This is a genomic window from Marinomonas dokdonensis, assembly GCF_052747885.1.
The window spans coordinates 222,347-247,762 of sequence record NZ_JBRAND010000001.1; the positions used below are offsets into that span (position 1 = coordinate 222,347).

The window sequence follows — 25,416 nt, forward strand, 5'->3', positions numbered from 1 at the left end:
CTAGGGTTAGACAATAATGGCGATGATGCTGCCGATAGTACCTAGGGTTTTCATCACTTTTCCTGCCGTGTAGGCATCGTCTTTCTTTTCTTCTTCTACCACTTCACCTGGCTTATCTAAGCCAAAGAAACCGTGGGTAAAAGATTTAATACTGTTTTCTTCTGGCACTTCCTTTGCTTGCTCAACAGATTCTTCGGCTACTTGCACGACCATTTCTTCTTTATCCTCAGATGCAGAAGTTTGTTGGTATTGCTTAGTCGCCAATTGCGAAGAATAAAGGTTCGTCGCTGCTGAGTTAATAGGAGGTAATGCCATGAATTTTTCCAGTTACACCTTAGTGACAAATAGTATCGGCCAAAATTGCCATTTGTTGAGCTTTTTTTTTCAGTTTTTCTTTCTTAACAGACCCTTTATTTGACCACAATTTAGAATGTTTTTACAGCATGGGAAAAAATTCCAAATAGCCTTGAGAATCTATCAGAAAAACAATAAGTTGAATTGTAAAGAAACGCAAAGACGCTTAAACCTAGAAAAAAATCCAGTAATAATCGAACGGTATGATTACTGGATTTAGGCTTTTACGTCTGCAATAGACTCGGTATATAGATTCACTCCACCCTTGATAAGACTGGATAGACAAAATGGGATACAGAGCGATTAGCAACATAGGGCTACTCTGTTCATGCCTAATATTGACGGCATGTAGCAGCTCACAAAGTCGGGATAACTTTTCTGAGCTTGCCAACCAGGAATTTGAAAGCACAGTCTCCAATAAACCCTTTATTTGGAGTGAGCTTAACCAAGCAGGCGAAGTCAGCTATCTCAACGATTTGATTGAAGACGAGCAACTGAATCAACTGATTAACCAAGCCCTGAGCGCTAACCCAAGCTTACAAAAAACCATGCTGACCCTACAGGCCAGCTTATGGGAAATTAAAGGCGATCACGCTAATCAGTTACCAAGCGTTGAAGCGGGCTTTTCAGCGGGCAAATCAGAAGGCAGTGATGCCAGTTATAGCGCGGACATTACTGTCAGCTGGGAGCTGGATTTGTGGCGCAAACTGGCCACCTCCGAACAGGCGTCCGAAAAGTCGCTCGCCAGTGACGAAGCCCTTTATCAGGCCAGCCGCGATACCCTAGTGGCAAATGTTATTAAGTCTTGGCTAGCCATTATTGCGAAACAACGAGGCATCCTAATAGAACAAAAGCGTTTGGCATTATTAGAAGCCAACGAAGGGCTTATTTTAAAGAGATTCCGCAATGGTCTTGGGGATTTAGAAGCACTGGATGAAGCACGTACATCTACCTCTCAGTCCCGCAGTGATTTGGCACAATATACGGAAGAATTAGCCATCGCCAAACGTGACTTACAACTTTACCTTGGTAACAGTGAAGCACTTGAGCAAATACCAGAGGCACAATATCCAGCCGTAGACATAGGCTTTTTACAATTACCCAATCAAAGCTTACAACGTAGACCCGACCTAAAAGCCGCCTATTTAGCCATTGAAGCGGCCGATTTAAACACTTCGGTGGCCTACAAAGACATGCTGCCAAGCATCAGTTTAAGCGCCGCTTTAGCAGAAACCGCCAGCTCACCGAGCAAGGCGCTTTTTGGCTCCCCTATTTGGTCTTTGTTGGCACAGCTTACCCAACCTTTGTATCAAGGTGGCCAACTCAAGGCCGCAGCAGAAGTGGCGAAACTTGAAACCGCCCAAGCCTTTCAAGATTACCGAGACACCCTATTCAACGCGGTTTACGAGGTTGAAAACGCTTTAGGCCAAGAGAATGTTTTGGCCATTCAAACCACCTACACCCGAGATGCTTTAACCAGTTCACAAAACAATCTAAAGCAGTATGAGAAAAAATACCGTTCTGGCTTAGTTGAACTAAGCGACCTTATTGATGTGCAAACCACCACCTTTGATCTGGAAGCAGAACTCGACGACATCATTTATCAACACTTATCAAACCGAGTCGACCTAGGGCTCGCTTTAGGGCTTGGAGTAAAGCAGCAATGAAACGATTAGCGCAATGGATCGCTTTAATTCTCGCACTGGCAGTATTAGCTGGCGTATATTTCTACATTAGTGCAGCGGTAACAGAAAAAAATAATCAGGTTCGTAAACAACGACCCGAGGCCCCGGAAGAAGCCATCCAAATCTCAGTCATGGATGTAACTACAGGCACTTATGCGGCTAGCATCAAGGCTTCTGGACTGGTTGAACCACGCTATTCATTAACCCTTACCAGTCAAGTAAGTGGTGAAGTCAGTCAGCTTTCCGCTCAGTTTGAATCTGGCCAAGTGGTGAAAAAAGGGCAAGTATTAGCCAGCCTTAAAAACACTGAACTAGAAAGCGACGTGGCCAGTGCCAAAAATACTCTTGCCAGCGCTGTGTTAGCGCTAAAAGAAGAAGTTCGTCAGGGTGAACAAGCCAAAGCAGAATGGCAAGCTTCGGGCTTTAATACGGAACCGGACTCCGATCTCGTGCTAAGAGAGCCTCAGCTGGCTGCTGCTCAAGCAGAAGTTGATGCCGCCAAAGAAGCTTTGAAAGATGCTCAAGCAAACCTTGCCCACACACAAATTCGCGCGCCCTTTGATGCCCTAGTCATTGAACGTAATGTATCCCCTGGCAGTTACATCAGCTCAGGTGACGAAATCGCAAGTCTGTACAGTATTGATCGAGCAGAAATTCAAATTGACCTGTCCAATAGCGACTGGTTAAAGCTGCCCGATACCCAGACACTCTTAAACACTGACTGGCCTGTGAGCATTCACAGCGTAGACGACAACAGCCAGTGGCAAGGCAAGGTGCTCAGCGTTGGTTTACACATTGATGAAAGCACCCGTATGCGCAGTCTGGTTATCTCCCTAGACCAACCCTTGTCGCAACCATCACCTTTGTTGTTAGGCTCTTTTGTGACCATTAATCTTGCTGGCAAACAATTAGAAAACCTTTGGCGACTCCCCAGCACAGCGCTCAGTCAGAAAAGCGAAATCTGGTATTTGGATGAAGACAGCCGCTTAGCTGCATTTGAAACAACCCCTAGATTTGTCGACAGCCAATATGTCTACATTGATGTACCTGAAGCCATGCGCGAGCAAAGCTATCAAGTGCTTATTAAACCCTATAACAGCTATGTTAAAGGCAGTTTAGTGGCCCCACTTACCCAAGACACTGCACCAAAGAAGGGTAACCAGCCATGAGCCCGATCGATCAGCCAAAGGGTATTATCCCATGGTTTGCTAACAATCCCGTGGCAGCCAACCTATTATTGATCCTTGTTATCACCCTTGGAATAATGAATGTCGGCAGCCTTAACAAAGAGGCGTTTCCTAGCCTTTCTCCTAATAAAGTTGAAGTGTACGTAGGGAATGACAGTGGTTCAGCGAAGGAAAATGAAGAAGGCATTGCCATCCCCATTGAGCAAGCCCTACAAAGCACGCCTGGCATCAAAAATATCACCACCACAGCGACTGCGAGCTCAGGTGCCGCCTCCATTGAAATGATTGATGGCTATGATATCGACACCCTGATGGACGATATTGATGTAGAAATTAACCAGATCACCACCTTTCCAGACGATGCAGACCCAGCCCTTATTTCCAAGGATGTTCGTGAAGAGCACTCTATTTGGATACAGCTGTACGGTGAAGCCGATCGTCGCACCCTACAAAAGCTTACTCTTGAACTAGAGTCAGATTTACTGGCCAGCGAAGACATCAGCGCGACCTCTATCACTGGCTGGTTAGACCCCATGCTTAAGGTGGACGTAGATAAGAATAAGCTGGAATCCTATGAGCTTACCCTTAGCGATTTAGCCGATGCGATCAATGCCGAGTCGTCCACCTCGAAAGTGGCGACCCTGCGTAATGAAGATATCTACATGAGCATCAGTGCGGCAGAGCAGGCTTATTTTAAAAGTCAGTTTTCGAAAATTCCCTTGCTGACCAATGAAAACGGCGGCACCCTATTGCTCAGCGATGTTGCCAGCATTACCGACAGCTATGACAATGACGACTTCGTCCTCTCCCGCTTTAATCGTGAAAACAGTTTAGCCATTCAGGTGTTAACTAAGGGCACCAGTGACATTTCCAACTCAGTGGTCGCCGCAAAAGCCGTATTAGAAGAATGGTACGACAGTGGTCGTTTGCCTCCTAATGTTAAAATTGGCACCTGGTATGACCGCAGTGAATCCATCAACCAGCGCCTTGAGCTGATGGTGGAAAACGCCGTGACAGGGGTGTTTTTGGTGTTTGTACTGTTGGCAGTTTTCCTTAACATCACAGTGGCCTTTTGGGTGGCCATGGGCTTACCTTTTATTTTCTTTGGCACCTTGTTCTTCATGGGCACAGAAAGCATTGGTTTAACCCTTAACTTATTCACCACCTTTGGCTTTATCATGGCCCTTGGCATAGTGGTGGACGATGCTGTGGTGGTGGGTGAAAGTATCTATACAGTGCGCTCCAAAGAAGGAGACACCCTAGGTAGCACCATCAAAGGCACCATGATAGTAGCCGTGCCTACCCTGTTTGGTGTTTTTACCACAGTGGCCGCTTTCTGGGCCCTTTCCAATATCGAGGGGCGCTTGGGTCAACTCTACTCACAATTCGCCATAGTAGTCGCCATTTGTTTGGTGCTTTCGGTGATTGAGTCAAAAGTCATCCTGCCTGCTCATCTTGCCCACATTAACACTCGCAAATCAACGCGCACCAACCCGATTGCCCGCTTCTGGGCGCTCATTCAGCGCGGGGCGGACAATGGTCTAGAATGGTTCAGTGAGCGCCTTTATCGACCAGCCATCGAACTTGCACTCAATTACCGCTATGCGGTACTAACAGTCTTTATGGCGATTTTTATCTTGGTTATGTCCATGCCATTTACGGGCGCTATTCGTACCAGTTTCTTCCCGCAAATTCCGGGTGATACGGTACGCGGCAGTGTCACCATGCAAAATGATGTGAGCTATGGACAGACGCAAAAGGTATTACTGGCTTTGGAAGAAGCCGCCTATCAGGCTGACATTGCCCTACGTAACCCCACAGCTGGTGAACGTAGCGAACGCCGCGGGCCGCCATCAGGTGCACCTGCACAAGACTCGCCTCGACCCGAAAAACCAGCCCTTATCGACAAAGCGCCAACAGAAGTCGCCATAGAAAACATTCAGGTCACCGCCAGTGGTGATCAGTCGGGTAACATCCGTATTGAATTGATCACAGACCGACCTTATACCTCAGCGCAGTTTGCCAGTAAGTGGCAGCAACTAGCAGGCAGTCCAGAAGGCGTGAAAAACCTGCGTATCCGTAGTGCTCGTGAAACAGTCGACGCCCTAAGAGTGGAGTTGCGTGGTAACGACAGCAGTGTCTTAACCGGTGCCATGGCGGAGCTACTAAAACAGCTGGAAACCTTACCTGCCGTGACTGGTATTGAGCAGAACAGTGACCCAACCGAATCTCGCTTGGTATTGGAGCTGACCGATCAAGGACGCTTACTGGGGCTTTCCACCAGTGGTTTAGCATCGCAAATCTCAAACAACTTTGACGGCCAGGAAGTACAAAGCTTTCAACGTGAAAACAACGAAGTGGAAGTGCGCCTAGGTTATCCAGATGACCAACAAGAGTCACCGTCTGAGATCATGCAAACTAAGATCACTCTAGAAGATGGCTCGCGCATTCCACTGTCTGCTGTGGCCAAGTTGTCCTATCAACAAGCGGAAACTCGCATTATTCGCATTGATGGTAAGCGCTCTTTGTATTTGTCCTCAGAAGTCGATAAAGACACCATGTCGGCTACCGAGGTGGTGGAATACTTGCAAAAAGCCGTAGTGCCTCAGTTAGAGCGACAGTTTGTTGGGGTGTCTGTGTATTTTTCTGGTGAAGCGGAACAAAGAGCTGAAACCCAGTCGTCCATGTCCGAAATGTTTATGATCGCCCTATTGATCATTTATGGTTTGCTCGCCATTCCACTAAAATCCTACTCTCAGCCCTTGATCATCATGATGGCGATTCCATTTGGTATCATCGGCGCGCTGCTTGGACACTGGATGAACAGCTTAACCCTAGGCATTTTCTCCTTAAACGGCATCTTGGCGCTCAGTGGTGTAGTGGTCAACGACAGCTTGTTGTTGGTGTCACGCTTTAACGACCTGCGTCACGAAACCAGCCATGTGCGTAAGGCCATTAGCTTGGCTTGTCGTAGCCGATTGCGAGCGGTATTGCTAACATCCTTTACCACCTTTGCAGGACTGATCCCGATTCTTTGGGAAACCTCCCGCCAAGCGCAGATGCTCATTCCGGCTGCTGTATCTTTGGCCTACGGCATCATGTTCGCGACTGTGATAACGCTAATCTTGATCCCAGTACTCTTGATGATCAAGGAAGACGTACACAATATTTTGGCGCGTTTAAAAGCCGCTCCAGAAGAATCTAATAATCCCCCTGTTACAAACTAATGGTACTCAGCCCCTCTAGGAGAATCTTCCTAGAGGGGCTTTTTCACACAAAATTCGCCTTCTTCCTCTACTTTTTAAAGTTTTTTCCTAAAAAATTTCGACAATTTTCAAGCATGCCATTCCCCCTTTCAAAGCATTTTGAGAATAGGGTTGCCCAAAGCTCTTCCCTGACCAATAATGAGAAATAAATTCCTAATAAAACCCTACTAAAGAGTACAAAATGGACTTAGATGACGTTGATTTGCAACTGCTTGCCTTAATTCAAAGCAATGATAGTATCTCTACCGAAGTCATGGCACAGCAGGTAGGACTCTCTAAAACCCCCTGTTGGCGACGCATTCAGAAACTTGAAAAGTCGGGTTATATCAAGCGCAAAGTCGCCTTGTTAGATGCCGACAAATTGGGTTTAGGAGTGTCCGTCTTTGTGCAGGTTAAGACCAACCAACACATGGCGAACTGGGCTGAGGAGTTCACCAAGGTGGCTGCCAGCTTTCCCGAGGTCATGGAGTTTTATCGCATGGCTGGGGATTACGATTATTTATTGAGAGTGCTGGTGAAAGATATCCCAGCCTATGACCGATTTTATAAACGCTTAATCAGCGCGACTTCACTGTCCGATGTCACATCAAACTTCGCCATGGAACAAATTAAATGGACCACGGAGTTACCCTTACCCATTAAGGGCAAAGCAGACTCGAACTAGTTAAGGGGCGCTTTCTAGAGGTAAAGATGCCACAGTTAAAACCCCTTAATGCGCCCACTTCTGAACTGTCGTCAGCCGACATTTGGCTTGATAAAATCCGCCAAGGCTTGATCGGCAAAGAGCAGCAAATCCAGACACCTTTTGGCCTACGCAACTTGTGTTATGCCGATTACACCGCCTCTGGCCGCAGTCTGGACTTTATCGAGTCCAGTTTGCAGAACAGCGTCATGCCTTTCTACGCCAACACTCATACGGAAGCTAATGCCACCGGCCAACAGACCAGCGTTTTTCGTGAACAAGCAAGGCAACAAATACGCCAAGCGGTGAACGCCAATGACGATGACTTGGTGGTGTTTTGTGGTAGTGGTGCCACCAGCGCCATCAACACTCTGATCAGCCAACTGGGGTTACGAAATCTCAGCCCAGAGCAAGCTAAGTCCGTTTGTGTGCTGCTCGGGCCCTATGAGCACCACTCCAATGAACTACCTTGGCGAGAGCTCGGTGTGACAGTGCAACGTATTGCTGAAAGCGAGCAAGGTGGCGTTTGTTTGCAAGCTTTGGAAAAAGCATTACAGGCACACCAAGGTAAACGCATTATCGGCACCTTTAGCGCCGCCTCCAACGTGACGGGCATTTTGGAGAATCAAGAGGCAATCAGCCAACTGCTGCATCGTTATCAGGTCCTATCTTTCTGGGATTTCGCGGCAGCGGCGCCTTATGTCAACATTGATATGAACCCTGCAGGGAATAAAGTACTCAGCAAAGACGCCCTGTTCTTTTCTATGCATAAGTTTGTGGGTGGGCCGGGCACACCGGGTATTTTAGTGGTTAAAAAATCCCTTATTGCCAATGCCCAACCTAGCCATATTGGCGGTGGCACGGTTTCATTTGTTACCCCAGATGATCATCAGTTTTTACCTGTAGGGGAACGTCGTGAAGAAGGCGGCACACCAGCGATTCTAGAGTCCATTCGCGCAGGCTTAGTGATGCACCTTAAGCAACAAGTGGGTGAAGATGCTATTGAACAAAGAGAAAGTGAGCTGGTTGCCAAGATTGATCAACGCTTTGCCAATCACCCCAATATTGAACGTTTAGGGCATGCTCAAGCCAAACGCTTGTCGATTACCGCAGTGCGAATTAAGACACCTTATGGCTACCTTCACCATGGTTTCGTCACGGCCTTATTGAACGATCTATTTGGTTTGCAAGTAAGGGGCGGTTGTTCCTGCGCTGGTCCTTATGGTCACCAGCTGCTGAACATTGATGAAGCCAAATCCCAGCGTATTCAGCAAGCCTTAGCAGACCAAGAAAAACTGGTGAAACCTGGTTGGGTGCGTTTTAACCTTAACTATTTTATCAGTGATCAAGAAGCGGATTTTATCCTGCAAGCCATCGAGTTTGTGGCCAACCATGGGCTGGCATTTTTGCCCTATTATGCCTACGACACCCGTGGCGATGTGTGGCGTTTTCAAAACCACCAACCACAGCCGATGGAATTAGAACACTTGGCAGATCAATGGTTTGAGCCTAAGAGCCATGGAAATAAAGCCACCCCAGCTGCGGATTGTTGGCAAGTGGCTAATCAGCTGATGGCAGATTTTGCTGCGGGTAAGTACCCAGTTCAGTACCAGCCCTTTAATGAGCAATATGCAGACATAAAAGACTTTGTCTTGGTGCAGGACTTACCTGCCTAATACCATATATCCCAAAGGGGTTTGCTAGTTTGCCGCCTCTTTGGGCTCTAGCTCTAAGGTCATTTTGCGATACGCCACATCAGATTTATAAAAACGCTCCCCTTGCACTTGCATACCAAATCTTTGATAAAAGCCCATAGCGGTTTCTCTGGCATCACACCAAAACTGTGTCACCGCTTGCTGACTAAGCTCTGCCAATAGCCGAGTTAACATCATTTGCCCTATGCCTTGGCCTTGATAGGCTGACAAGGTAGCGAATTTTCGCAATCGTGCCTTTTTCTGGTCAATAAACACCGAGGCCACACAGACTAATTCTTGCTGATAATAGCCCCCAAAATGCCAACCGATGTCATCATCCGCTAGCCGACACTCTTCTAATGATGCGGCAGGCCAAAGTACTTGCTGCCGCAGTGGCAGAGTTTGCTCTGGGGTGATTTTTTGAATATTCAGTTGCGATAAACAAATATTGGCCATCTTGCTCATAGGTTTAGCCATTGCAGATCTTTATAGGGACGATGTTTGAGGGACGCTAGGCGAGAAGATAAGTCACCACTATGGAGTTCTAGCTTGTGCCCGTCTGGGTCTAGAATATACAAAGACGCACCCTCACTGGTGTTGCTCTGCCATACAGATACCTGTGAAAACGCTTTTTTTTCACGCACTGCTTGCAAGGCGTTAGCTCCAAAACTCAGGGCAAAGTGGCTGTAGTCTTGACTTGGCTGACTTTCTCCAAGAGCTAAACACAACCAGCAATTACCATAGCTAAGATAAGCCCCTTGCGCCCAGCGCACCTGCCCTGTAAAACCCAATAAACCTTGGTAAAAGGCTAAAGATTGGTCCAAGTCATTGACGCTTAAGGTGAGGTGATTAAAACCTTGCTGGTGAGCTGAACTTAACTCTGCGGATGTATCCATGGCAGCCACCATGGCGTGAATTTTCCGAGCCTTTTCAAAGTGGTTAAATTGGTTTTCTTCAATCCACCAGCGGGCAGCGCTCATCAATAATGCTGGATCATCATTTTTATTGGCAAAAAATGCGTAGAAGGACACCTGCACCGTCTCGCCTTTTTGTTGAATTTTTTGCTCACAAACTCGCAGAATCTTGTTTCTTAAATCTTCATTCATTCAGATTTTTCTCTTTTAAGTCAATTTCTTGCATGAGTCACGCGACCTCTATAGTGAGCTATTTTTCCTCTCTACGACTAAAGTCGGACTTCATCTTTGCTCAGCTACTGATAGATTGATCTAGCTCATAAAAATAATTATAAGGAGACCTATCGTGTCCGATCATAGCAAAAATGCAGAAAAATACTGGCAAGCAAACCTTAGGCTGATTTTAGGCAGCTTAGTGGTTTGGGCACTGGTATCTTATGGCTTTGCCATTCTCTTACGTCCCATGCTTTCAGGTATTCATGTTGGCGGCACAGACCTTGGGTTCTGGTTCGCACAGCAAGGTTCCATCATTGCTTTCATCATTTTGACATTTTTCTACGCATGGAAAATGAACAAATTAGATGAAGAATTTGGCCTACAGGAGTAATAAGCATGGATCAATTTACCATAAACCTACTCTTTGTAGGCGGCTCCTTCGCCCTCTACTTTGGTATCGCTTTTTGGGCACGTGCAGGCTCAACGAAAGAATTCTATGTTGCCGGTGGTGGGGTTCACCCAGTACTGAATGGTATGGCAACGGCAGCAGACTGGATGTCCGCGGCTTCTTTCATCTCTATGGCGGGCTTGATCGCCGCCGGTGGTTATGCAAACTCAACCTTCCTCATGGGTTGGACAGGTGGCTACGTGTTACTGGCCATGCTTCTCGCCCCTTACCTACGTAAATTCGGTAAGTTCACTGTGCCAGACTTTATCGGTGACCGCTTCTACAGCCGCACCGCGCGTTTGGTAGCTGTAGCTTGTTTGATCATCGCGTCGGTAACCTACGTAATCGGTCAAATGACAGGCGCTGGTGTTGCCTTCTCTCGCTTCCTTGAAGTAGATAAGAACACAGGTCTAACCATTGCCGCTGTCGTTGTTTTCTTCTACGCCGTATTAGGTGGTATGAAAGGGATTACCTACACTCAGGTCGCTCAGTATGTGGTGTTGATCATCGCTTACACGATTCCTGCTGTGTTCATCTCTTTGCAACTAACCGATACCTTCCTACCAGCAATTGGCTTGTTCTCTAACCATACAGAGTCTGGCATTCCTTTATTGCAAAAACTGGATGAAGTGGTGCGCGAGCTCGGTTTTAGGGATTACACCGCCGATGTAGACAACAAGCTAAACATGGTTCTGTTTACCTTGTCTCTAATGATTGGTACCGCAGGCTTGCCTCACGTTATCATTCGTTTCTTCACTGTACCTAAAGTAGCTGACGCACGTTGGTCTGCTGGCTGGGCATTGGTATTCATCGCACTATTGTACCTAACAGCACCTGCTGTAGCGTCTATGGCTCGTCTAAATCTATTGACGACTATTTACCCTTCTGGCCCAACTGAGCAACCGATCGAATACGCTGAGCGTCCTGACTGGGTACAAACTTGGGAAACCACAGGTCTTATCAAGTTTGAAGATAAAAACGGTGATGGCCGTGTGCAGTTCTACAACGACACGCCTGCTTTCCAAGAAGAAGCAACCGCTCGTGGCTGGGAAGGCAATGAGTTGGTGGTTAACCGTGACATCCTAGTATTGGCGAACCCAGAGATTGCTAACTTGCCTTCTTGGGTAATTGGTCTGATCGCAGCAGGCGGCTTAGCAGCAGCCTTATCTACGGCGGCAGGCTTACTGTTAGCCATATCCTCAGCCGTGAGCCACGATTTGATCAAGGGTTCTATCAACCCCAATATAAGCGATAAGGGGGAACTGCGAGCCGCACGGATATCCATGTTCTTAGCCATAGTGGTGGCCACCTACTTAGGTATGAATCCACCAGGCTTCGCGGCTCAAGTAGTAGCCTTAGCATTTGGTATCGCCGCAGCGTCTATCTTCCCTGCATTGATGATGGGTATCTTCTCGAAACGCATCAACAGTAAAGGCGCGATTGCCGGTATGTTGGCAGGTCTAGGCTGTACCTTGGTTTACATCTTTATGTTCCTAGGTTGGTTCTTTATCCCTGGCACAGCATCGTTCGCAAATACACCTGATAATTGGTTATTTGGGGTTTCTCCGCTATCATTCGGTGCCATTGGTGCAGTGATTAACTTCGTTGTTGCCTTCACGGTATCTTCAATGACAGAAGAGCCACCAAAAGAGATCCAAGATCTTGTGGAAAGTGTTCGTTACCCTCAAGGTGCAGGCGGTGCAGTAGATCACTAATCGCCAGCCCTAACATCGAGTAGACTTTTAACCTGCTCGAAATAATGATCAGGCCTTCCTAGGAAGGCCTGTTTCATTCACTAAACGATTTTTATAATAAAGAGAATATTTATGATTTGGGAACTCATTGCGACGATTTTCGCCGGTGTCGGTGGCGCGGGTATTGCCCTATTGATCAGAAAAATATCAAAACAACGTGCCCCTAAATGGTTAGTACCTGCCTTTGCTGGTATGGCTATGTTGGGCTTTCAGATTCAAGGTGAATACGACTGGTATCAACACCAAACCAGCCTATTGCCAGAAGGTGTCGTGGTCGTTAAAGCTGTACAAGAGAAAGCTCCTTGGCGTCCTTGGAGCTACCTATACCCTCAAACCCTGCGTTTCATTGCTGCGGATGTTGCCAATTCTGCGCAAAACAAAGTTGATCCAAACCTTATTCTGGTCGACCTATACTTTTTCGAGCGTCGCAGCCTTGCCAAACGTGTACCGCAAATTGTCGACTGTTCTCAAGGTGCCCGAACTGACTTTACACAAAGCTTTAGTACGGCAGATTCGAGCCCACAAAACTGGCATAAATTGGATAAACAAGACCCATTATTAACCTCTGTTTGCAGTTAATTCTTGCTCACTTAAGCCTACTTTTCATACCTTTAAAGGCAGCCATTCGGGTTGCCTTTTTTGCGTTTGAAACGGCCTAAAACCTCACCTTTATTGGCGGTTATTATTTTTTACCAATCGAGGTGAAAAAAATTAAATTGTTACTTACATATCACTCATTTAACCTGACTCTATGAAATTCTGCCCATCACTATGGAGTCTGTTTTTATGCAACACATTAATAATGCCTACATCAATGGCAACTGGCACCCACTGGCAGGGCTTGATCAATTTTCTCTTATCAACCCCGCTACTCAAGACTGTATCGCCAAGGTGACCATGGCCACTGCCGAGGATGTAAACCTCGCCGTAGAAGCCGCCAATAAGGCCCTACTCGACTGGTCAAACACCCCTAACAAGAAGCGTGCAGAGTACTTAAACGCCATTGCTGATGAGATGCAAAATCGCTATCAAGATTTGGTTCAAGCCCATGTACAAAGTATGGGTTGTCCCGTGGGGTTAACTGGTGCGTTTCACATCGATTGTGCCATCGAAGCCATGCGTTATTACGCTGAAATGGCGCCTATGATTGACAAGGTTGAGCAAAGAGAAAATAACCTTATCACCAAGCAACCGATTGGCGTTTGCGCCCTCATCAACCCTTGGAACTACCCGTTACATCAATTGGTTGGCAAGCTTGCACCGGCTTTAGCAACAGGTTGTACCGTGGTGGTTAAGCCTGCGGAGCAAACTCCTCTGGCCGATCACATCATGGCGCAAATCATTGATAAAGTGGGCTTGCCTGCCGGTGTCTTTAATCTAGTATTTGGCCGAGGTCATGAGATTGGTCCGGTGATGGCTGAGCATCCAAAAGTGAATATGATCTCTTTCACAGGCTCTACCCGTGCGGGAATTGAAGTGGCTAAAAATGCCGCCGCCAGCGTCAAACGTGTCTGCCAAGAATTGGGCGGAAAATCTGCCTACATCATTACGGAAGACGCTGACCTTGAAGCGGCAGTTCGTTATGGGGTAGAAGATGTGATGGGTAACACAGGCCAAACCTGTAATGCGCTAACCCGAATGCTGGTGCCGAAAAGCCGTTACCAAGAAATCGTTAAGATCGCAGCACAAGTCGCTAAAGAACAAGTAGTCGGTGACCCCAACCACCCAGACACTACTATGGGGCCCTTGGCTTCCGAACGACAGTTCAACATAGTACAGGACTACATTAAATTAGGTGTCGAAGAAGGCGCAGAACTCCTTATTGGTAGCTCAGATCGCCCAGCACACCTAGACAAGGGTTATTACATTGCGCCGACCATCTTCACTAAGGTGACTCGCCACATGCGCATCGCCCAAGAAGAAATTTTTGGCCCTGTGCTGTGCATCATAGAATACGATGACATAGAGCAAGCCATCGAAATTGCCAATGACAGCCAATACGGTTTGTCGTCTGCGGTATATGCGAAAGACCAAGCTTCGGCCTTGCCTATCGCTGCTCGCTTAGACGCTGGCCAATGTTATATTCAGGGCAGCTACTTTTCTATGTACGCCCCTTTTGGTGGGGTTAAGCAATCTGGTAATGGTCGTGAATGGGGTGAAGAAGCCATGCACGAGTACATTGAAACCAAAGCCATTATTTGCCCATAGTTTTTATGATTTAGTATTCGCAGGTACTTAAAAAGCCCCTTGGTCGACTGACCAAGGGGCTTTTTGTTGTCTTGTCGTGAAGCGACTAGAGTTTAGACATCACTACGAAATGGAATTTTCACTTCGTAACCTGGCTCTTCTGGCTCATCGTCTACCATTTGCGCTGGGAAACCTTTGCCCAATACTTTAACGCCACAGGCTTCTTCCATACGGCGAATAATGTTTGGCGAGAATTCGCGATCACCGTATCTTTGTTGACCATCTTTGAAAATATCAACGATCAGCGGAGCAACTTCTAGCGGCATGCCATGACGTTTCGCGACTTCGTTAAACAAGCCCACGTCCTTACAAACAAGATCCAGTGTAAAGCTGATATCACGACTACCGTTAAGGATAACTTGGGACTCAGTCTCATGAACAAAAGAGTTACCAGAGGAAGCTTTAATGCCCTCGTACGCCACGTTCATATCCAGTCCCATAACTTTTGCCGCCGTTAATGCTTCGGACAAAGCCACTAGGTGTACACTGCATAGGTAGTTGGTGATCAGTTTTAACACTGTCGCACTGCCAAGTGGGCCGGTGTGAATGACGCGACGACCCATTTTCGTCAAAATTGGCAATACGGTTTCAAAGGCTTGACGCTCACAGCCCGCAAAAATGGAAATGTTACCTGTACCCGCACGGTGACAACCACCAGACACAGGACAATCTACTGCCATGGCCTGCTTGCTCTGAACAATGGCAGCGATACGTTTGATTTCGGCTTCATCCGTGGTACTCATTTCCAACCAGATCTTGCCTTCACTCAGACCGGCAATAACGCCGTCTTCGGCTTCCATAACATGAGCACAAACAGCGGGGGATGGTAAACAGGTGATAATCACATCACAGGCTTGCGCTAGGGCTTTAGGGCTTGGTGCTGTGCTCGCGCCCTTTTCCTCAAACTGTGCCATGAGGGAATCATCAAGATCCCTTACCATGACGTCTAGGCCATTTCTTATTAAGCTTCCTGCTAATTGACCGCCGACATTTCCTAATCCAATAAAACCAACCTGCATCACAACACCTCATAAACTTAGTTAAACCTAAGCTAAGATTAACCATCACACTGGGTGTTAAAAATTGATTTTTTTTGAGGGCTTCGGTAAAAAAAACCTTCCAATCATTTAGACTTTGCCTCGTCTCATCCATTAGACTAATGCAGCCCTAGTCAAAAACGCTGGCCATTTACAGACTCATAACAGGTAATCAGATGAAAGACCTAGCTCAACCCCTTGAAGGAGGAGATGCCTCATTCGAGAAGATCGACTTACGCAAACTGCCGCCCCTCAAGTCGTTAAAAGGTTTTGAAGCCACGGCAAGATTGTCCAGCGTTCGAGGCGCAGCAGAAGAACTAAATCTGACTCACCCTGCCATCAGTCACCAAATACAGACTCTAGAAAACAGTTTGGCTTGTAAATTATTTGAACGTGAAGGCCGCCACATTCGACTCACCCCAGCTGGGGAACGTTATTATCAATTTGTGCGTAAAGCCTTAGAGATCTTAATTAATGGCTCCGAAGAAGTAAGGTGCCATACCAGCCAGCCGACCTTGCGAGTGCAAACCTACATCACTACCTCAATTCGTTGGTTAGCCCCGCGCCTGCCGAAATTCAAAAAACGGCACCCAGATGTGAATTTAGAAGTCTGTACCTACAATGCTGACTGGGAGTTTGACGAAAAGCACGCCGATGTAGCCATCATCTACAAAACCCAAGCCCTGCCCGACTATTTACATTGGCAGCCGATTTTTCAGTCCAAGGTTTTTCCGGTTTGTAGCCCAGACTTTTTGGCCAACCTTCCTAGCCCTCCTCAGCCACAGGACTTGCTAGATCAGCCGTTAATCTCAGTGTATACGGAGGAAAAATATTGGAACTGGCAGAACTGGTTTGAATCCGCCCAAGTGCCGTTACAAGATGCGGGGCACAGCCCCAAAGTGATGGATGTGGATACCCTAGCTGCAGCCTTGGAAATGGCCATCATTGGGGAAGGTATTGCATTGGTGAATGGTCCTTTCGCGGATCAAGATCTCGCCACTGGCCGCTTGGTCATTCCTGTGGATCACCATGCGACAGACACAGGTGAATGGGGGGTGGTATGTCATAAAAACATGCTCAACGACAGCCAAGTGAAAACTTTTAGCCAATGGCTATTAGAGCAGTAACGCCCCTCACCTAGGGGCTACACAGAGTCTACTTCCGCTAACAACCAGTTGATCACATTGCCCACGGCAAAGGTGCTGTCATAATTCGAGCAGATTAAATAGCCTCGACTGGTGGACTTTATTCTCGGCCCAAGAGCAATCAACTTACCCTCATCAATAAAGCTGTTTACCAAGCCTTCCCAGCCTAAGCAGACACCTTTACCCTGCACCGCAGCCTCAACCATCAAGGGATAATTGTTATAGCAAAATGTTACTGGGGTATTGGGAGGATTGAGACCTAACTTTGCCGCCCAGTTTTGCCAGTTAAACCATCTATCGTCGCTCTTATCCTTATGCAGTAAGGGTAAGTTATAGAGATTTTCCAGATAGTCCCCGGCCTTTAAATCAAACTTCTGTGCAAACTCAGGGGAACAAACAGGGTAGACTTCTTCTGGGATTAACAGCTTTTCAAAGCTGTATTTGCCATTAGGTGATGAGAAGTGAAAGACAATATCTGCCTGTGAAGCCAATACTTCTTTCAAACTGTTGGTGGGGGTAATTTCAAATAAATAGTCAGGGAAAGCCGCCTGCAATCGCTCCATTCTTGGCATCAGCCAATGGAAAGCAAAACCAAAATACACACTGATGGTAATCTTGGTTCGAGACTCCTGTAGAGCACTTTTAGCCTTAACAGAAGCATGGCGAATTGCCTCAAGGGGTCCTTGCAACTCATGGTAGTACTTCAAGCCTGCTGTCGTTGGCGCTAAAGGCTTGACGCTGCGATCAATGAGCACACCCCCTAAAACCTCTTCCAAACTGCGTATGCGTTGAGAAACTAATGGTTGGGTTATGCCCAACTCTTCTGCGGCAGCGGTCATGGATTGGTTGCGTACACTGGCCTCAAAGGCTTGCAGAGCACTTAACGTGGGGAGCTCAGATTCTTTCATCATTAGTATTTCGCATGCCATCCATAAGTAATTGCCTCTGTCACCATTAGGCTAATTCATCAATACTGCCGAGAAATACAGTAGGAGAGGTGTAAAATGCAACAAGTCGAATTTTCTGTCAATGAAGAACCCCCTTCAATTAGCGCCCACATTGCTGGTGCTCATTACCCTTTGCCGGCCTTGTGGCTAAGAGAACGCTGCCAAGACCCTCAACATTTGGATCAAATCACGCAACAAAGATTATTTGATCCGCACCAATTAGACGAGTCTCTAAGCCTTACCGAAGTGGAGCAACACAGTGCCTCGAAAGTACGTTTAAGCTTTAGCGATGGTTATCAGGGTGACTATGATCTAAGTGCCTTTTTCGCAGATTTTGATCCATGGGATGGTGGGCCAGCACCTCAAGCATGGCAAAGCACGACGGACAAATCTTGCTTTTACTTTTCCTCAGCCGAACTTGAGTCAGAAGCCGGACTGATGAAAGCTTTGCAGGCATTCCTCATTTATGGGGTGATTATTATCACAGATGTGCCCAATGAGGCCGAGGCCATTTTGCAAGTGGCAGAAAAATTTGGCCATGTGCGCAAGACCAATTTCGGTAAATACTTCGAAGTCTACACCCGCCCCAATTCAAATGACTTAGCCTATCGTTCTGTACCCCTTGGTGCCCATACGGATAACCCTTATCGTGACCCCACACCCGGCATTCAGTTGTTGCATTGCCTAGCGAATCAGACCTCAGGCGGTTTTTCTACGTTAGTGGACAGCTTATCTGTGGTCGAAAAACTCAAGCAAGAAGACCCAGAAGGTTATCAGTTACTCTGTGATATTCCCGTGCGTTATCGCTACAAAGATGACACAGTAGAATTAATTGAGCGTCGTCCCATTATCCAAACAGACACCAGTGGACGCGTTGAAGGGGTAAGTTACAGCCCACGTTTGGATTACCTACCTCTACTGAGCGAGCAGCAACTGGTGATTTTTCATCGTGCACGCAAGCGCTTAGGGCAGCTGTTTAGCGACCCGCAATTCGAATGGCGTTTTAAACTGGAACCAGGACAATTACAAATGTTCCATAACGCTCGTGTGTTACACGGCAGAACGGGCTTTGACAGCACAGAAGGCATACGCCATTTACAGGGGGCCTACATTGATTTAGACGAGCCGAAAGGCCGCTACAAAGCCCTCAAGCAAAGCCAAACGATTTAACCAAGGATTCACCATGAAAAATGTACAATTCCGCCAAATGAAAGACGGCACCAAAGAAGAATATTTGTTTTTGACCGAACACGAAGAAGCCTATGCAAGGGGGTTACCTGACCGCCTGCTGGCGACACTAAGAAACCTTGAAAACACCTTATCGGGTTATCAGGTATCTCGCCTTGAGCACTCCTTGCAATCTGCCACCCGAGCCGAAGCGGATGGTGCCGATGAAGAGATGATAGTGGCCGCACTGATCCATGATATTGGCGATGACCTAGCCCCCTATAATCACTCCCAGTATGCGGCGGCTATTCTGCGCCCATATGTGCGACCAGAAGTTACTTGGGTCATTAATCAGCATGGTTTATTCCAGAATTTTTACTATGCGCACCACCTAGGGGGCGATCCAAACGAAAGAGAATATTTAAAGGATCACCCTTGGTATCAGGCCTGCGTTGACTTTTGTGAGCGTTGGGACCAAAGCTCTTTTGACCCAGAATATCCGACCAAACCCTTAGAATACTTTGAGCCTATGCTGCGTAAAATATTTACCCGCCCAGCCTTCGACCCAAAATATGTGGGTGAGCAAACCATGGGCAAAAGCTTCCAAGACATTCCCCAGCCAAGCACAGCAAACTCGCCATAAAAAGGTGCCCACTAAGCATGAAGAGTCGCCTACATATGATCTTATCTAACGATAGCATTAGGCTTATTCATTCGCTTTCTTAGATGGGCCTCGGCATAATGGCCGCTGATTTTAGCACTGGATTTAAGTGGCCATTATGCAAATTACCCAGCAAGAAAGAGACGCTGTTTACAAAACCATCTTTGCCCGTCGTGACGTTCGTCGCGAGTTCATTAGCGATGCTATCCCTGATGAAGTAATAGAACGTATTTTATTAGCCGCTCATCACGCTCCAAGTGTTGGTTTTATGCAGCCTTGGGACTTTATTGTCGTTAAGAATCCAGCCACCAAAACGAAAATCAAACAAGGCTTTTTACAGGCCCATGAAGAAGCGGCAGAACTTTTTACTGGCGAGCGAAAGCGACAATATCAAGGGCTTAAACTCGAAGGTATTGAAGAGTCTCCTGTGGGTATTTGTGTGACCTGTGACCGTAAACGTACAGGCCCTGTGGTGCTTGGTCGAACTGCTAAACCAGAAATGGATCTGTTCAGTTCTGTGTGTGCAGTACAAAATTTGTGGTTGGCCGCACGCGCTGAGAATCTCGGCATGGGCTGGGTAAGCATAGTTCATGATGATGTGATTCGTGACGCCCTTAATATCCCCCAAGACATCGATATCATTGCCTATCTGTGTTTGGGTTATGTGAAGGCGTTTCACACCACCCCAGACTTACAACGAGCGGGCTGGCTACCTCGAAAATCTCTAGAATCGAGTGTGCATTTTGAAAGCTGGCCAGAAGTGGATGATCAAGTAAAATAAGGGCTAGTAAAGCATATAGTTGAGTTTAATTCACCTATCAGGGTATTTTTTATCGTTTGTCTTTGTGCCTCTACGCCCTTACCATTTAATTATTGAAAACACTTATTTCATTCATTAATAACTAGGAGCACAAGATGAAAAACTCAAAATCTTTAGTTGAACTGTTAGATTCAGCAGACATTACTTATATTTCTGAAACTGAAAAATACACTGCCATTGCGAATGCAGAACGCGCAGAATACATTGTTGAAGTTGTCGCATCAGCAACACAGTCTGTTAAAAACTTCTTCGCAAAAATCAAAGCAAACCTAAACCCACGTACTATGAAGCACGCTTAATTCTTAAGCCCTTCTTTATGCTATGAGTCCCCATCATTATGGGATACATGACTCACTGGACTGGTCGCAAGAATAAAAACACTAGCGTACCACCCAATCTTCTCTCTTCGTTATTCTTCTTTATTTTGATTTCTTAGCTGACAAGCTGTCTTAATCTGTTGTTGCCATGACTTCTTAAAGCCAAGCAAGAACAAAGCCTCAACCACTACAAATAATGGCCCAATAATTAAGCCTATAATATCGTCCACGAAGGCTGGTTTCTTTCCTTCAAAGTAATGGCCTACGAACTGAAAAATCCAACCTACCACAAATAGCCCAATACCAGAGGTTAACCAAATAAATGTCGTTTGAGCCGCGATATAGTGTGAGAACCAAACGGATAGCGCCAACAAAACGCTCATCAGCACGCCCATACTTCGATCTAGGCGTAGGTAAAACAATGAAGCCAGCAAGGCAGCTATCATCGCTGGGCTAATGACGACTATGGATAGATCAATTAAGGGCCGTGACAGCAAGATGGTAATCGCGACTAAAATCATCGGAATGCCCACAAAGTGGGTGGCAACATTGCTTGGGTTTTGGTGGTAATAGGCGTATTGGGATAAGTATTCTAATTGGCTTTTCATCGTCATCTCTTTTATTTTATTGTTGTTTTTACGACAAACTAGATATAACAAGTTCACATTAGCATTTCAAATACAAATTCATTATAGACATATCACGTCATGGACCGCCAATAATAAGGCTTTACTTAGCCCTGCCTTTTTGACCAAAATAACTCGCTTTGAAGCACTCGATTTTAGGACAAAAACATGGTCATCTGGCACAACCAAACTTTCAATGAATTAACCGTACATCGTTTATATGACTTACTAAAAATTCGCTGCGATGTATTTGTTGTTGAGCAGAACTGCCCTTACCCAGAATTGGATGGCATCGACACCCTAAAGGATACCCAACACCTCTACGCTCTAGCGGATAAAGACGCCGTTGCCTATGCCAGAATCATGGCACCAGATGTTTGTTATGAAGGTTATGTGGCCATTGGCCGAGTGCTGGTCACAGCAGAATATCGTCAAGCAAAGTTGGGGCATCAGCTTATCGAGCAAGCCATTGCCCAAGCCAATAAACTTTGGCCAAAACAAGCGATCAAAATCAGCGCCCAAGCCCACCTTGCAAACTTTTACCAGCGCCACGGTTTTGAGATTGTCTCTTCACCCTATTTGGAAGATGGTATCGAGCATGTGGCCATGGTTCGCCCTACTCAAGATTAACCTGCTTGGTAAATTTCCAGAGGTAAACCGTCTGGATCACTAAAGAAGGTGAACTTACGTTGGGTGTATTCATCCACACGAATCGGCTCTACTTCCACCCCTTTGCTTTGCAAATAGGCCACTGTGTCTTCCACCGAGTCCACATTGAATGCCAAGTGCCTTAGTCCTTGGGCTTCAGGCCTAGAAGGGCGTGGCGGCGCATCAGGAAAAGAAAATAGCTCGATTTGACCACCATCAGGCAAGGCTAAATCCAACTTGTACGAAGCACGGGCAGCGCGATAATTCTCGGCAATCACTTGCAAACCCAACACTTCCACATAAAACGCCTTGGACACTGCATAATCCGAACAAATAATGGCCACATGGTGAATGGATTTAAACAAAACTAACCCCTTGCTATGAGTGCACTAAAGACGCTGCATTATTTCAATAAAAAACCCCGGAGTATAGACAAGATACGCTGGGGTTTATCTGTAGATGAATCTCAATTCACGGCTTGGCAAGCTTGATCCCAATAGGGTTTATCGCCAAATTGTGCAGAGAAATAATCAATAAACACCCGCACTTTTGGTGCCAGTAAGCGAGAGCTTGGGTATACAGCCCAAATAGCGGTTTGTCGAGATAATGGGAAGTCTTTTAATACTTGAACCAGCTCACCAGACTGTAAATGCTGGTAAGCGCTCCAAGTGGAGTTTATTGCTAAGCCTAACCCAAGAGCACAGGCATCACGCATGGCTTCGCCATTGTCCGTTTGCAGGTTACCTTTGGTTTTAATTGCCAGCTCCCCTTGAGGCTGCTTGAAGCGCCATGTATCGAAATGCATTAAGTTAAGACATTGATGCGAGCTCAACTCTTCAGGGGTTTGCGGCTCGCCATGGGCTTTTAAGTAACTTGGGGCAGCGCAAATAATTCGCTTATCCACCGTTAATTTGCGGGCAATCAGACTGGAGTCTTTCAGCTCCGCATTGCGTATCGCCACATCAAATCCCCCTTCCACCATATCGACAATGGCGTCGGAAAGGCGCAAATCTACGGACAAATCTGGGTATTGTTGTAAAAAACCTTTCAGCGCTGGCACTAGATGCATACGACCAAAGGAAGCCGGTGCCGTGACCCGCAGCTTACCACTTGGCAAGGCGTTACCCGCCCCAACAGAGTTTCGTGCAGCTTCCATGCTCGATAACACATCGTGAGCATAAGGTAGAAAAGCTTCCCCTTCCTCAGTCAGAGAAATTTTCCGTGTGGTACGATGCAACAAGCGCACGCCTAAGCTTTGTTCCAATTTATTAATATGGTTACTGGCCACCGCCGGAGATAGCCCCAATTCACTGCCTGCTTGGCTAATGTTATGAGTCACCGCAAGGCGGATAAATAAACGTAAATGCTCAGCGTTCATTTTCAAATTTCACACTATAATTGCTAAAATTCTTATCAGATTATCAATATTTATTATCTATTTCATCTTCTATTAAGTGCATAAAAACCCCTTTTGAAGACAGCCACCTATCAGATACGCTGTAAATTACTTGGCAAACATGCCTAGAAACACATAGTCTTGATAGCCACCTCCTCTAGTATAGAGATTAAATGAATGTCCAAAGCCTCAAGCCTATTGCCAGAATCGAACTATATAAAGCTGTCTGAGTTAATGCTGTCATTAACGGTGGCGCTAGATATGACCGAGGGCCAACCACCAGAGCATTGCATTCGTTGCTGCTGGATAGGTATGCATATTGGGGAAAAAATTGGCTTGTCTGAGCCCGAGTTATACGACCTATATTTTACTCTGCTATTAAAAGACACTGGCTGCAGTAGTAATGCCGCGCGTATTTGTGAACTTTATCTCACTGATGATCAAGAGTTTAAACGCAGTTTTAAAACCGTAGGTACAAGTCTTTCTAGCGTGATCAATTTTGTGATGAATAACACGGGGAAAGATAAGAATTGGCTTACCCGCATTAGCGCAACCATAGATATTTTAAAAAACGGTTCAGATTATGCCCAAGAACTCATCGAGACTCGCTGCTCACGAGGAGCGGATATAGCTCGTGAATTAAGGTTTAGCGAAGCCGTGGCTCAAGGGGTGCATTCTCTGGATGAACACTGGGATGGTAAGGGTCGACCTGAAAACCTAGAGGGAACCGACATTCCCCTCAATTCTCGTATCGCCCTGCTGGCACAAGTGATCGATGTGTTTCAGATAGAAAATGATCTACCTGGCGCCGTGGCCGAAGCCAATCAACGTAGTGGCGACTGGTTTGACCCAGCCCTTGTGGAAGCCATGAATGAAATTGTGTTAGATAAAAGCTTCTGTGACACACTGGCTTCATCGAGCATTTCTAATGCCGTTATGGAGCTCGCCCCCGCCAAAGCAAATCTCTTGCTGGATGATAGCTATCTCGATTGTATCGTGTCTGCTTTTGGTAAAATCATAGATTCAAAGAGCCCTTACACATCGGGTCATAGTGAACGTGTGGCGCTCTTTACCGACCTCATCGCACAAGAAATGGGGATTGATGATGAGCTCAGAAAATGGCTTAGGCGAGCAGCACTGCTGCATGATGTAGGCAAGCTTGGGGTTAGCAATACCATCTTAGATAAACCCGGTAAGCTGGATCAGGATGAATGGCTAGCGGTGCAGAAACACGCACAATTTACCAAGGACATTCTCTCGAAAATCACCGCCTTTCAAAACTTATCTGAAATGGCTGGCAGCCACCATGAAAAACTGGATGGTACAGGCTATCCCAATAAACTCAATGCAGAACAAATCTCTTTGCCAACCCGAATCATCACCACCGCAGACATCTTTGATGCCATCACAGCTGAGCGTCCTTATCGAGGTGCGATGCCGGTTTCAAAAGCCCTCGACATCATGACTGAGAGCCTCAATACCGCCATAGACTCTACCTGTTTAGAAGCATTAAAACAGGCCTTAGATAAACTGCCGGACGAATTAAAGTTACTCATCAAAGCAGAAGAAACTGAACTCAGCATTTAAAGGCGATTGCCGATAATCTGCCAGTAAAGTTGAGCGTTTTTGCTATTTTTTTCTTACCCTCTGCTACGTATTCTTCTATCTCATTTCAGCGAAAATAAATATTAAAAGGAAGAATATTATGATCAGCAAGGTCAACATTAAAGTTCGTGGTTTCCATCTAGACATCTTTCAGCATGTGAACAATGCCCGTTATCTAGAGTTTTTGGAGGAAGGTCGCTGGGCGTTTTTTGATGACTTTGGCATGGGCACAGAATTAATGGAGCAAGGCATTGCCTGGGCCATTGTGAACATCAATATTAACTTTCGCGCCGAAGCAAGCTTTGGGGAAACTCTAGAGGTTCAAACCGCTTTTTCCAAAATAGGCAACCGCAGCATCAGTATGCAGCAGCGCATTATCAATGCTGAAACTCAAGCCTTAGTCGCCGACGCAGAAGTCACCTATGTTTGCTTCTCGAAAAAGTTAAAAGCTGCCATCGAGCTGCCCCAAGAGTATCGAGACAAGATTGTCAGCGCTATCACTCCTCTTAGCGATTAACAACGACGGACAAGTGTTTCAGCCTAAGTACTCGATAAGCCAATTAGTTTTGCTATTGCGCACCGTTGTCGGGTACTTTTAGG

General features: G+C 46.4%; 25 protein-coding genes and 1 pseudogene. 17 read left to right on the forward strand and 9 right to left on the reverse strand.

What is annotated here, in order from left to right:
* Positions 1-6: 6 nt before the first annotated feature.
* Complete coding sequence (locus ACUM5Y_RS01030; RefSeq protein WP_445974994.1) at positions 7-315, reverse strand: hypothetical protein; 309 nt, start codon at positions 313-315, stop codon at positions 7-9.
* A 326-nt stretch (positions 316-641) separates the two neighbouring features.
* On the opposite strand from ACUM5Y_RS01030, the gene ACUM5Y_RS01035 reads away from it, so the two are divergent.
* The 5 genes from ACUM5Y_RS01035 (at position 642) to ACUM5Y_RS01055 (ending at position 8,850) form a co-directional block, all read left to right on the forward strand.
* Complete coding sequence (locus tag ACUM5Y_RS01035) at positions 642-2,021, forward strand: TolC family protein (RefSeq protein WP_445974995.1); 1,380 nt, start codon at positions 642-644, stop codon at positions 2,019-2,021.
* Positions 2,018-3,208, forward strand: coding sequence for an efflux RND transporter periplasmic adaptor subunit (locus tag ACUM5Y_RS01040; protein WP_445974996.1), 1,191 nt, complete (start codon positions 2,018-2,020; stop codon positions 3,206-3,208). The genes ACUM5Y_RS01035 and ACUM5Y_RS01040 overlap by 4 nt, the downstream gene beginning before the upstream one ends.
* Positions 3,205-6,453 (forward strand): efflux RND transporter permease subunit, encoded by a 3,249-nt coding sequence (locus tag ACUM5Y_RS01045; RefSeq protein ID WP_445974997.1) that lies wholly within the window; start codon positions 3,205-3,207, stop codon positions 6,451-6,453. Before ACUM5Y_RS01040 ends, ACUM5Y_RS01045 begins: the two co-directional genes overlap by 4 nt.
* Before the next feature lie 220 nt (positions 6,454-6,673).
* Positions 6,674-7,156, forward strand: coding sequence for an Lrp/AsnC family transcriptional regulator (locus ACUM5Y_RS01050; protein ID WP_445974998.1), 483 nt, complete (start codon positions 6,674-6,676; stop codon positions 7,154-7,156).
* Between the two features lie 26 nt (positions 7,157-7,182).
* The gene (locus ACUM5Y_RS01055; RefSeq protein ID WP_445974999.1) at positions 7,183-8,850 is read left to right on the forward strand and encodes an aminotransferase class V-fold PLP-dependent enzyme; all 1,668 of its coding nucleotides are present in this window, start codon (positions 7,183-7,185) and stop codon (positions 8,848-8,850) included.
* A 24-nt stretch (positions 8,851-8,874) separates the two neighbouring features.
* Here ACUM5Y_RS01055 and ACUM5Y_RS01060 read toward each other — a convergent pair whose 3' ends face one another.
* The 3 genes and pseudogenes from ACUM5Y_RS01060 to ACUM5Y_RS01070 all read right to left on the reverse strand — a co-directional run.
* Positions 8,875-9,345: a GNAT family N-acetyltransferase gene (locus ACUM5Y_RS01060; RefSeq protein ID WP_445975000.1), complete on the reverse strand. Its 471-nt coding sequence runs from the start codon at positions 9,343-9,345 to the stop codon at positions 8,875-8,877.
* The gene (locus ACUM5Y_RS01065; RefSeq protein WP_445975662.1) at positions 9,330-9,764 is read right to left on the reverse strand and encodes a VOC family protein; all 435 of its coding nucleotides are present in this window, start codon (positions 9,762-9,764) and stop codon (positions 9,330-9,332) included. Before ACUM5Y_RS01065 ends, ACUM5Y_RS01060 begins: the two co-directional genes overlap by 16 nt.
* Before the next feature lie 18 nt (positions 9,765-9,782).
* A pseudogene (locus ACUM5Y_RS01070) lies at positions 9,783-9,974 on the reverse strand (DUF6500 family protein); the annotation flags it as partial.
* A 154-nt stretch (positions 9,975-10,128) separates the two neighbouring features.
* Between ACUM5Y_RS01070 and ACUM5Y_RS01075 the strand changes: the two are divergent.
* From ACUM5Y_RS01075 to ACUM5Y_RS01090, 4 genes are all read left to right on the forward strand, one after another.
* Positions 10,129-10,389, forward strand: coding sequence for a DUF4212 domain-containing protein (locus ACUM5Y_RS01075; protein ID WP_445975001.1), 261 nt, complete (start codon positions 10,129-10,131; stop codon positions 10,387-10,389).
* A gap of 5 nt (positions 10,390-10,394) precedes the next feature.
* On the forward strand, positions 10,395-12,161 hold the full coding sequence (locus tag ACUM5Y_RS01080; protein ID WP_445975002.1) for a sodium:solute symporter family protein: 1,767 nt from the start codon (positions 10,395-10,397) through the stop codon (positions 12,159-12,161).
* Between the two features lie 111 nt (positions 12,162-12,272).
* Complete coding sequence (locus ACUM5Y_RS01085) at positions 12,273-12,779, forward strand: hypothetical protein (RefSeq protein WP_445975003.1); 507 nt, start codon at positions 12,273-12,275, stop codon at positions 12,777-12,779.
* 207 nt (positions 12,780-12,986) lie between these two features.
* Positions 12,987-14,408, forward strand: a complete 1,422-nt coding sequence (locus ACUM5Y_RS01090; RefSeq protein WP_445975004.1) for an aldehyde dehydrogenase family protein — start codon at positions 12,987-12,989, stop codon at positions 14,406-14,408.
* Between the two features lie 92 nt (positions 14,409-14,500).
* Here the strand turns inward: ACUM5Y_RS01090 and ACUM5Y_RS01095 are convergent, their stop codons facing one another.
* The gene (locus ACUM5Y_RS01095) at positions 14,501-15,466 is read right to left on the reverse strand and encodes an NAD(P)-dependent oxidoreductase (RefSeq protein ID WP_445975005.1); all 966 of its coding nucleotides are present in this window, start codon (positions 15,464-15,466) and stop codon (positions 14,501-14,503) included.
* Between the two features lie 194 nt (positions 15,467-15,660).
* Between ACUM5Y_RS01095 and ACUM5Y_RS01100 the strand changes: the two genes are divergently transcribed.
* Entirely contained in the window at positions 15,661-16,611 is a 951-nt protein-coding gene (locus ACUM5Y_RS01100; protein WP_445975006.1) for a LysR substrate-binding domain-containing protein, read from the forward strand.
* Positions 16,612-16,628: 17 nt separating this feature from the next.
* On the opposite strand, the gene ACUM5Y_RS01105 is transcribed toward ACUM5Y_RS01100, so the two are convergent.
* Positions 16,629-17,540, reverse strand: coding sequence for a LysR family transcriptional regulator (locus tag ACUM5Y_RS01105; RefSeq protein ID WP_445975007.1), 912 nt, complete (start codon positions 17,538-17,540; stop codon positions 16,629-16,631).
* Positions 17,541-17,633: 93 nt separating this feature from the next.
* Between ACUM5Y_RS01105 and ACUM5Y_RS01110 the strand changes: the two genes are divergently transcribed.
* From ACUM5Y_RS01110 to ACUM5Y_RS01125, 4 genes are all read left to right on the forward strand, one after another.
* A complete protein-coding gene (locus ACUM5Y_RS01110; RefSeq protein WP_445975008.1) occupies positions 17,634-18,746 on the forward strand; it encodes a TauD/TfdA family dioxygenase in 1,113 nt (370 codons plus the stop codon).
* A gap of 13 nt (positions 18,747-18,759) precedes the next feature.
* On the forward strand, positions 18,760-19,386 hold the full coding sequence (locus tag ACUM5Y_RS01115; protein ID WP_445975009.1) for an HD domain-containing protein: 627 nt from the start codon (positions 18,760-18,762) through the stop codon (positions 19,384-19,386).
* 136 nt (positions 19,387-19,522) lie between these two features.
* A complete protein-coding gene (bluB, locus tag ACUM5Y_RS01120) occupies positions 19,523-20,185 on the forward strand; it encodes a 5,6-dimethylbenzimidazole synthase (RefSeq protein WP_445975010.1) in 663 nt (220 codons plus the stop codon).
* 134 nt (positions 20,186-20,319) lie between these two features.
* Positions 20,320-20,523 carry a hypothetical protein gene (locus tag ACUM5Y_RS01125; RefSeq protein WP_445975011.1) on the forward strand — a complete coding sequence of 68 codons (204 nt, stop codon included), beginning with the start codon at positions 20,320-20,322 and terminating at the stop codon, positions 20,521-20,523.
* Positions 20,524-20,633: 110 nt separating this feature from the next.
* Here the strand turns inward: ACUM5Y_RS01125 and ACUM5Y_RS01130 are convergent, their stop codons facing one another.
* Positions 20,634-21,149, reverse strand: a complete 516-nt coding sequence (locus tag ACUM5Y_RS01130; RefSeq protein WP_445975012.1) for an Mpo1 family 2-hydroxy fatty acid dioxygenase — start codon at positions 21,147-21,149, stop codon at positions 20,634-20,636.
* Positions 21,150-21,335: 186 nt separating this feature from the next.
* On the opposite strand from ACUM5Y_RS01130, the gene ACUM5Y_RS01135 reads away from it, so the two are divergent.
* Positions 21,336-21,797: a GNAT family N-acetyltransferase gene (locus ACUM5Y_RS01135; protein ID WP_445975013.1), complete on the forward strand. Its 462-nt coding sequence runs from the start codon at positions 21,336-21,338 to the stop codon at positions 21,795-21,797.
* Here the strand turns inward: ACUM5Y_RS01135 and gloA2 are convergent.
* Both gloA2 and ACUM5Y_RS01145 read right to left on the reverse strand, forming a co-directional pair.
* The gene (gene gloA2, locus ACUM5Y_RS01140) at positions 21,794-22,180 is read right to left on the reverse strand and encodes an SMU1112c/YaeR family gloxylase I-like metalloprotein (protein ID WP_445975014.1); all 387 of its coding nucleotides are present in this window, start codon (positions 22,178-22,180) and stop codon (positions 21,794-21,796) included. The two genes, ACUM5Y_RS01135 and gloA2, sit on opposite strands and share 4 nt — an antisense overlap.
* A gap of 101 nt (positions 22,181-22,281) precedes the next feature.
* Positions 22,282-23,193 carry a LysR family transcriptional regulator gene (locus tag ACUM5Y_RS01145; protein ID WP_445975015.1) on the reverse strand — a complete coding sequence of 304 codons (912 nt, stop codon included), beginning with the start codon at positions 23,191-23,193 and terminating at the stop codon, positions 22,282-22,284.
* 195 nt (positions 23,194-23,388) lie between these two features.
* Between ACUM5Y_RS01145 and ACUM5Y_RS01150 the strand changes: the two genes are divergently transcribed.
* Together ACUM5Y_RS01150 and ACUM5Y_RS01155 are read left to right on the forward strand one after the other, a co-directional pair.
* Positions 23,389-24,798, forward strand: coding sequence for an HD-GYP domain-containing protein (locus ACUM5Y_RS01150; protein ID WP_445975016.1), 1,410 nt, complete (start codon positions 23,389-23,391; stop codon positions 24,796-24,798).
* Positions 24,799-24,916: 118 nt separating this feature from the next.
* On the forward strand, positions 24,917-25,333 hold the full coding sequence (locus tag ACUM5Y_RS01155) for an acyl-CoA thioesterase (protein WP_445975017.1): 417 nt from the start codon (positions 24,917-24,919) through the stop codon (positions 25,331-25,333).
* The last annotated feature ends 83 nt before the right edge of the window (positions 25,334-25,416 follow it).

Bases quoted from the DNA above. Each gene is read 5' to 3' on its own strand.
- ACUM5Y_RS01030 (WP_445974994.1), bottom strand. From the start codon at position 315: ATGGCATTACCTCCTATTAACTCAGCAGCGACGAACCTTTATTCTTCG.
- ACUM5Y_RS01035 (WP_445974995.1), top strand. From the start codon at position 642: ATGGGATACAGAGCGATTAGCAACATAGGGCTACTCTGTTCATGCCTA.
- ACUM5Y_RS01040 (WP_445974996.1), top strand. From the start codon at position 2,018: ATGAAACGATTAGCGCAATGGATCGCTTTAATTCTCGCACTGGCAGTA.
- ACUM5Y_RS01045 (WP_445974997.1), top strand. From the start codon at position 3,205: ATGAGCCCGATCGATCAGCCAAAGGGTATTATCCCATGGTTTGCTAAC.
- ACUM5Y_RS01050 (WP_445974998.1), top strand. From the start codon at position 6,674: ATGGACTTAGATGACGTTGATTTGCAACTGCTTGCCTTAATTCAAAGC.
- ACUM5Y_RS01055 (WP_445974999.1), top strand. From the start codon at position 7,183: ATGCCACAGTTAAAACCCCTTAATGCGCCCACTTCTGAACTGTCGTCA.
- ACUM5Y_RS01060 (WP_445975000.1), bottom strand. From the start codon at position 9,345: ATGGCTAAACCTATGAGCAAGATGGCCAATATTTGTTTATCGCAACTG.
- ACUM5Y_RS01065 (WP_445975662.1), bottom strand. From the start codon at position 9,764: ATGGATACATCCGCAGAGTTAAGTTCAGCTCACCAGCAAGGTTTTAAT.
- ACUM5Y_RS01080 (WP_445975002.1), top strand. From the start codon at position 10,395: ATGGATCAATTTACCATAAACCTACTCTTTGTAGGCGGCTCCTTCGCC.
- ACUM5Y_RS01085 (WP_445975003.1), top strand. From the start codon at position 12,273: ATGATTTGGGAACTCATTGCGACGATTTTCGCCGGTGTCGGTGGCGCG.
- ACUM5Y_RS01090 (WP_445975004.1), top strand. From the start codon at position 12,987: ATGCAACACATTAATAATGCCTACATCAATGGCAACTGGCACCCACTG.
- ACUM5Y_RS01095 (WP_445975005.1), bottom strand. From the start codon at position 15,466: ATGCAGGTTGGTTTTATTGGATTAGGAAATGTCGGCGGTCAATTAGCA.
- ACUM5Y_RS01100 (WP_445975006.1), top strand. From the start codon at position 15,661: ATGAAAGACCTAGCTCAACCCCTTGAAGGAGGAGATGCCTCATTCGAG.
- ACUM5Y_RS01105 (WP_445975007.1), bottom strand. From the start codon at position 17,540: ATGATGAAAGAATCTGAGCTCCCCACGTTAAGTGCTCTGCAAGCCTTT.
- ACUM5Y_RS01110 (WP_445975008.1), top strand. From the start codon at position 17,634: ATGCAACAAGTCGAATTTTCTGTCAATGAAGAACCCCCTTCAATTAGC.
- ACUM5Y_RS01115 (WP_445975009.1), top strand. From the start codon at position 18,760: ATGAAAAATGTACAATTCCGCCAAATGAAAGACGGCACCAAAGAAGAA.
- bluB (WP_445975010.1), top strand. From the start codon at position 19,523: ATGCAAATTACCCAGCAAGAAAGAGACGCTGTTTACAAAACCATCTTT.
- ACUM5Y_RS01125 (WP_445975011.1), top strand. From the start codon at position 20,320: ATGAAAAACTCAAAATCTTTAGTTGAACTGTTAGATTCAGCAGACATT.
- ACUM5Y_RS01130 (WP_445975012.1), bottom strand. From the start codon at position 21,149: ATGAAAAGCCAATTAGAATACTTATCCCAATACGCCTATTACCACCAA.
- ACUM5Y_RS01135 (WP_445975013.1), top strand. From the start codon at position 21,336: ATGGTCATCTGGCACAACCAAACTTTCAATGAATTAACCGTACATCGT.
- ACUM5Y_RS01145 (WP_445975015.1), bottom strand. From the start codon at position 23,193: ATGAACGCTGAGCATTTACGTTTATTTATCCGCCTTGCGGTGACTCAT.
- ACUM5Y_RS01150 (WP_445975016.1), top strand. From the start codon at position 23,389: ATGTCCAAAGCCTCAAGCCTATTGCCAGAATCGAACTATATAAAGCTG.
- ACUM5Y_RS01155 (WP_445975017.1), top strand. From the start codon at position 24,917: ATGATCAGCAAGGTCAACATTAAAGTTCGTGGTTTCCATCTAGACATC.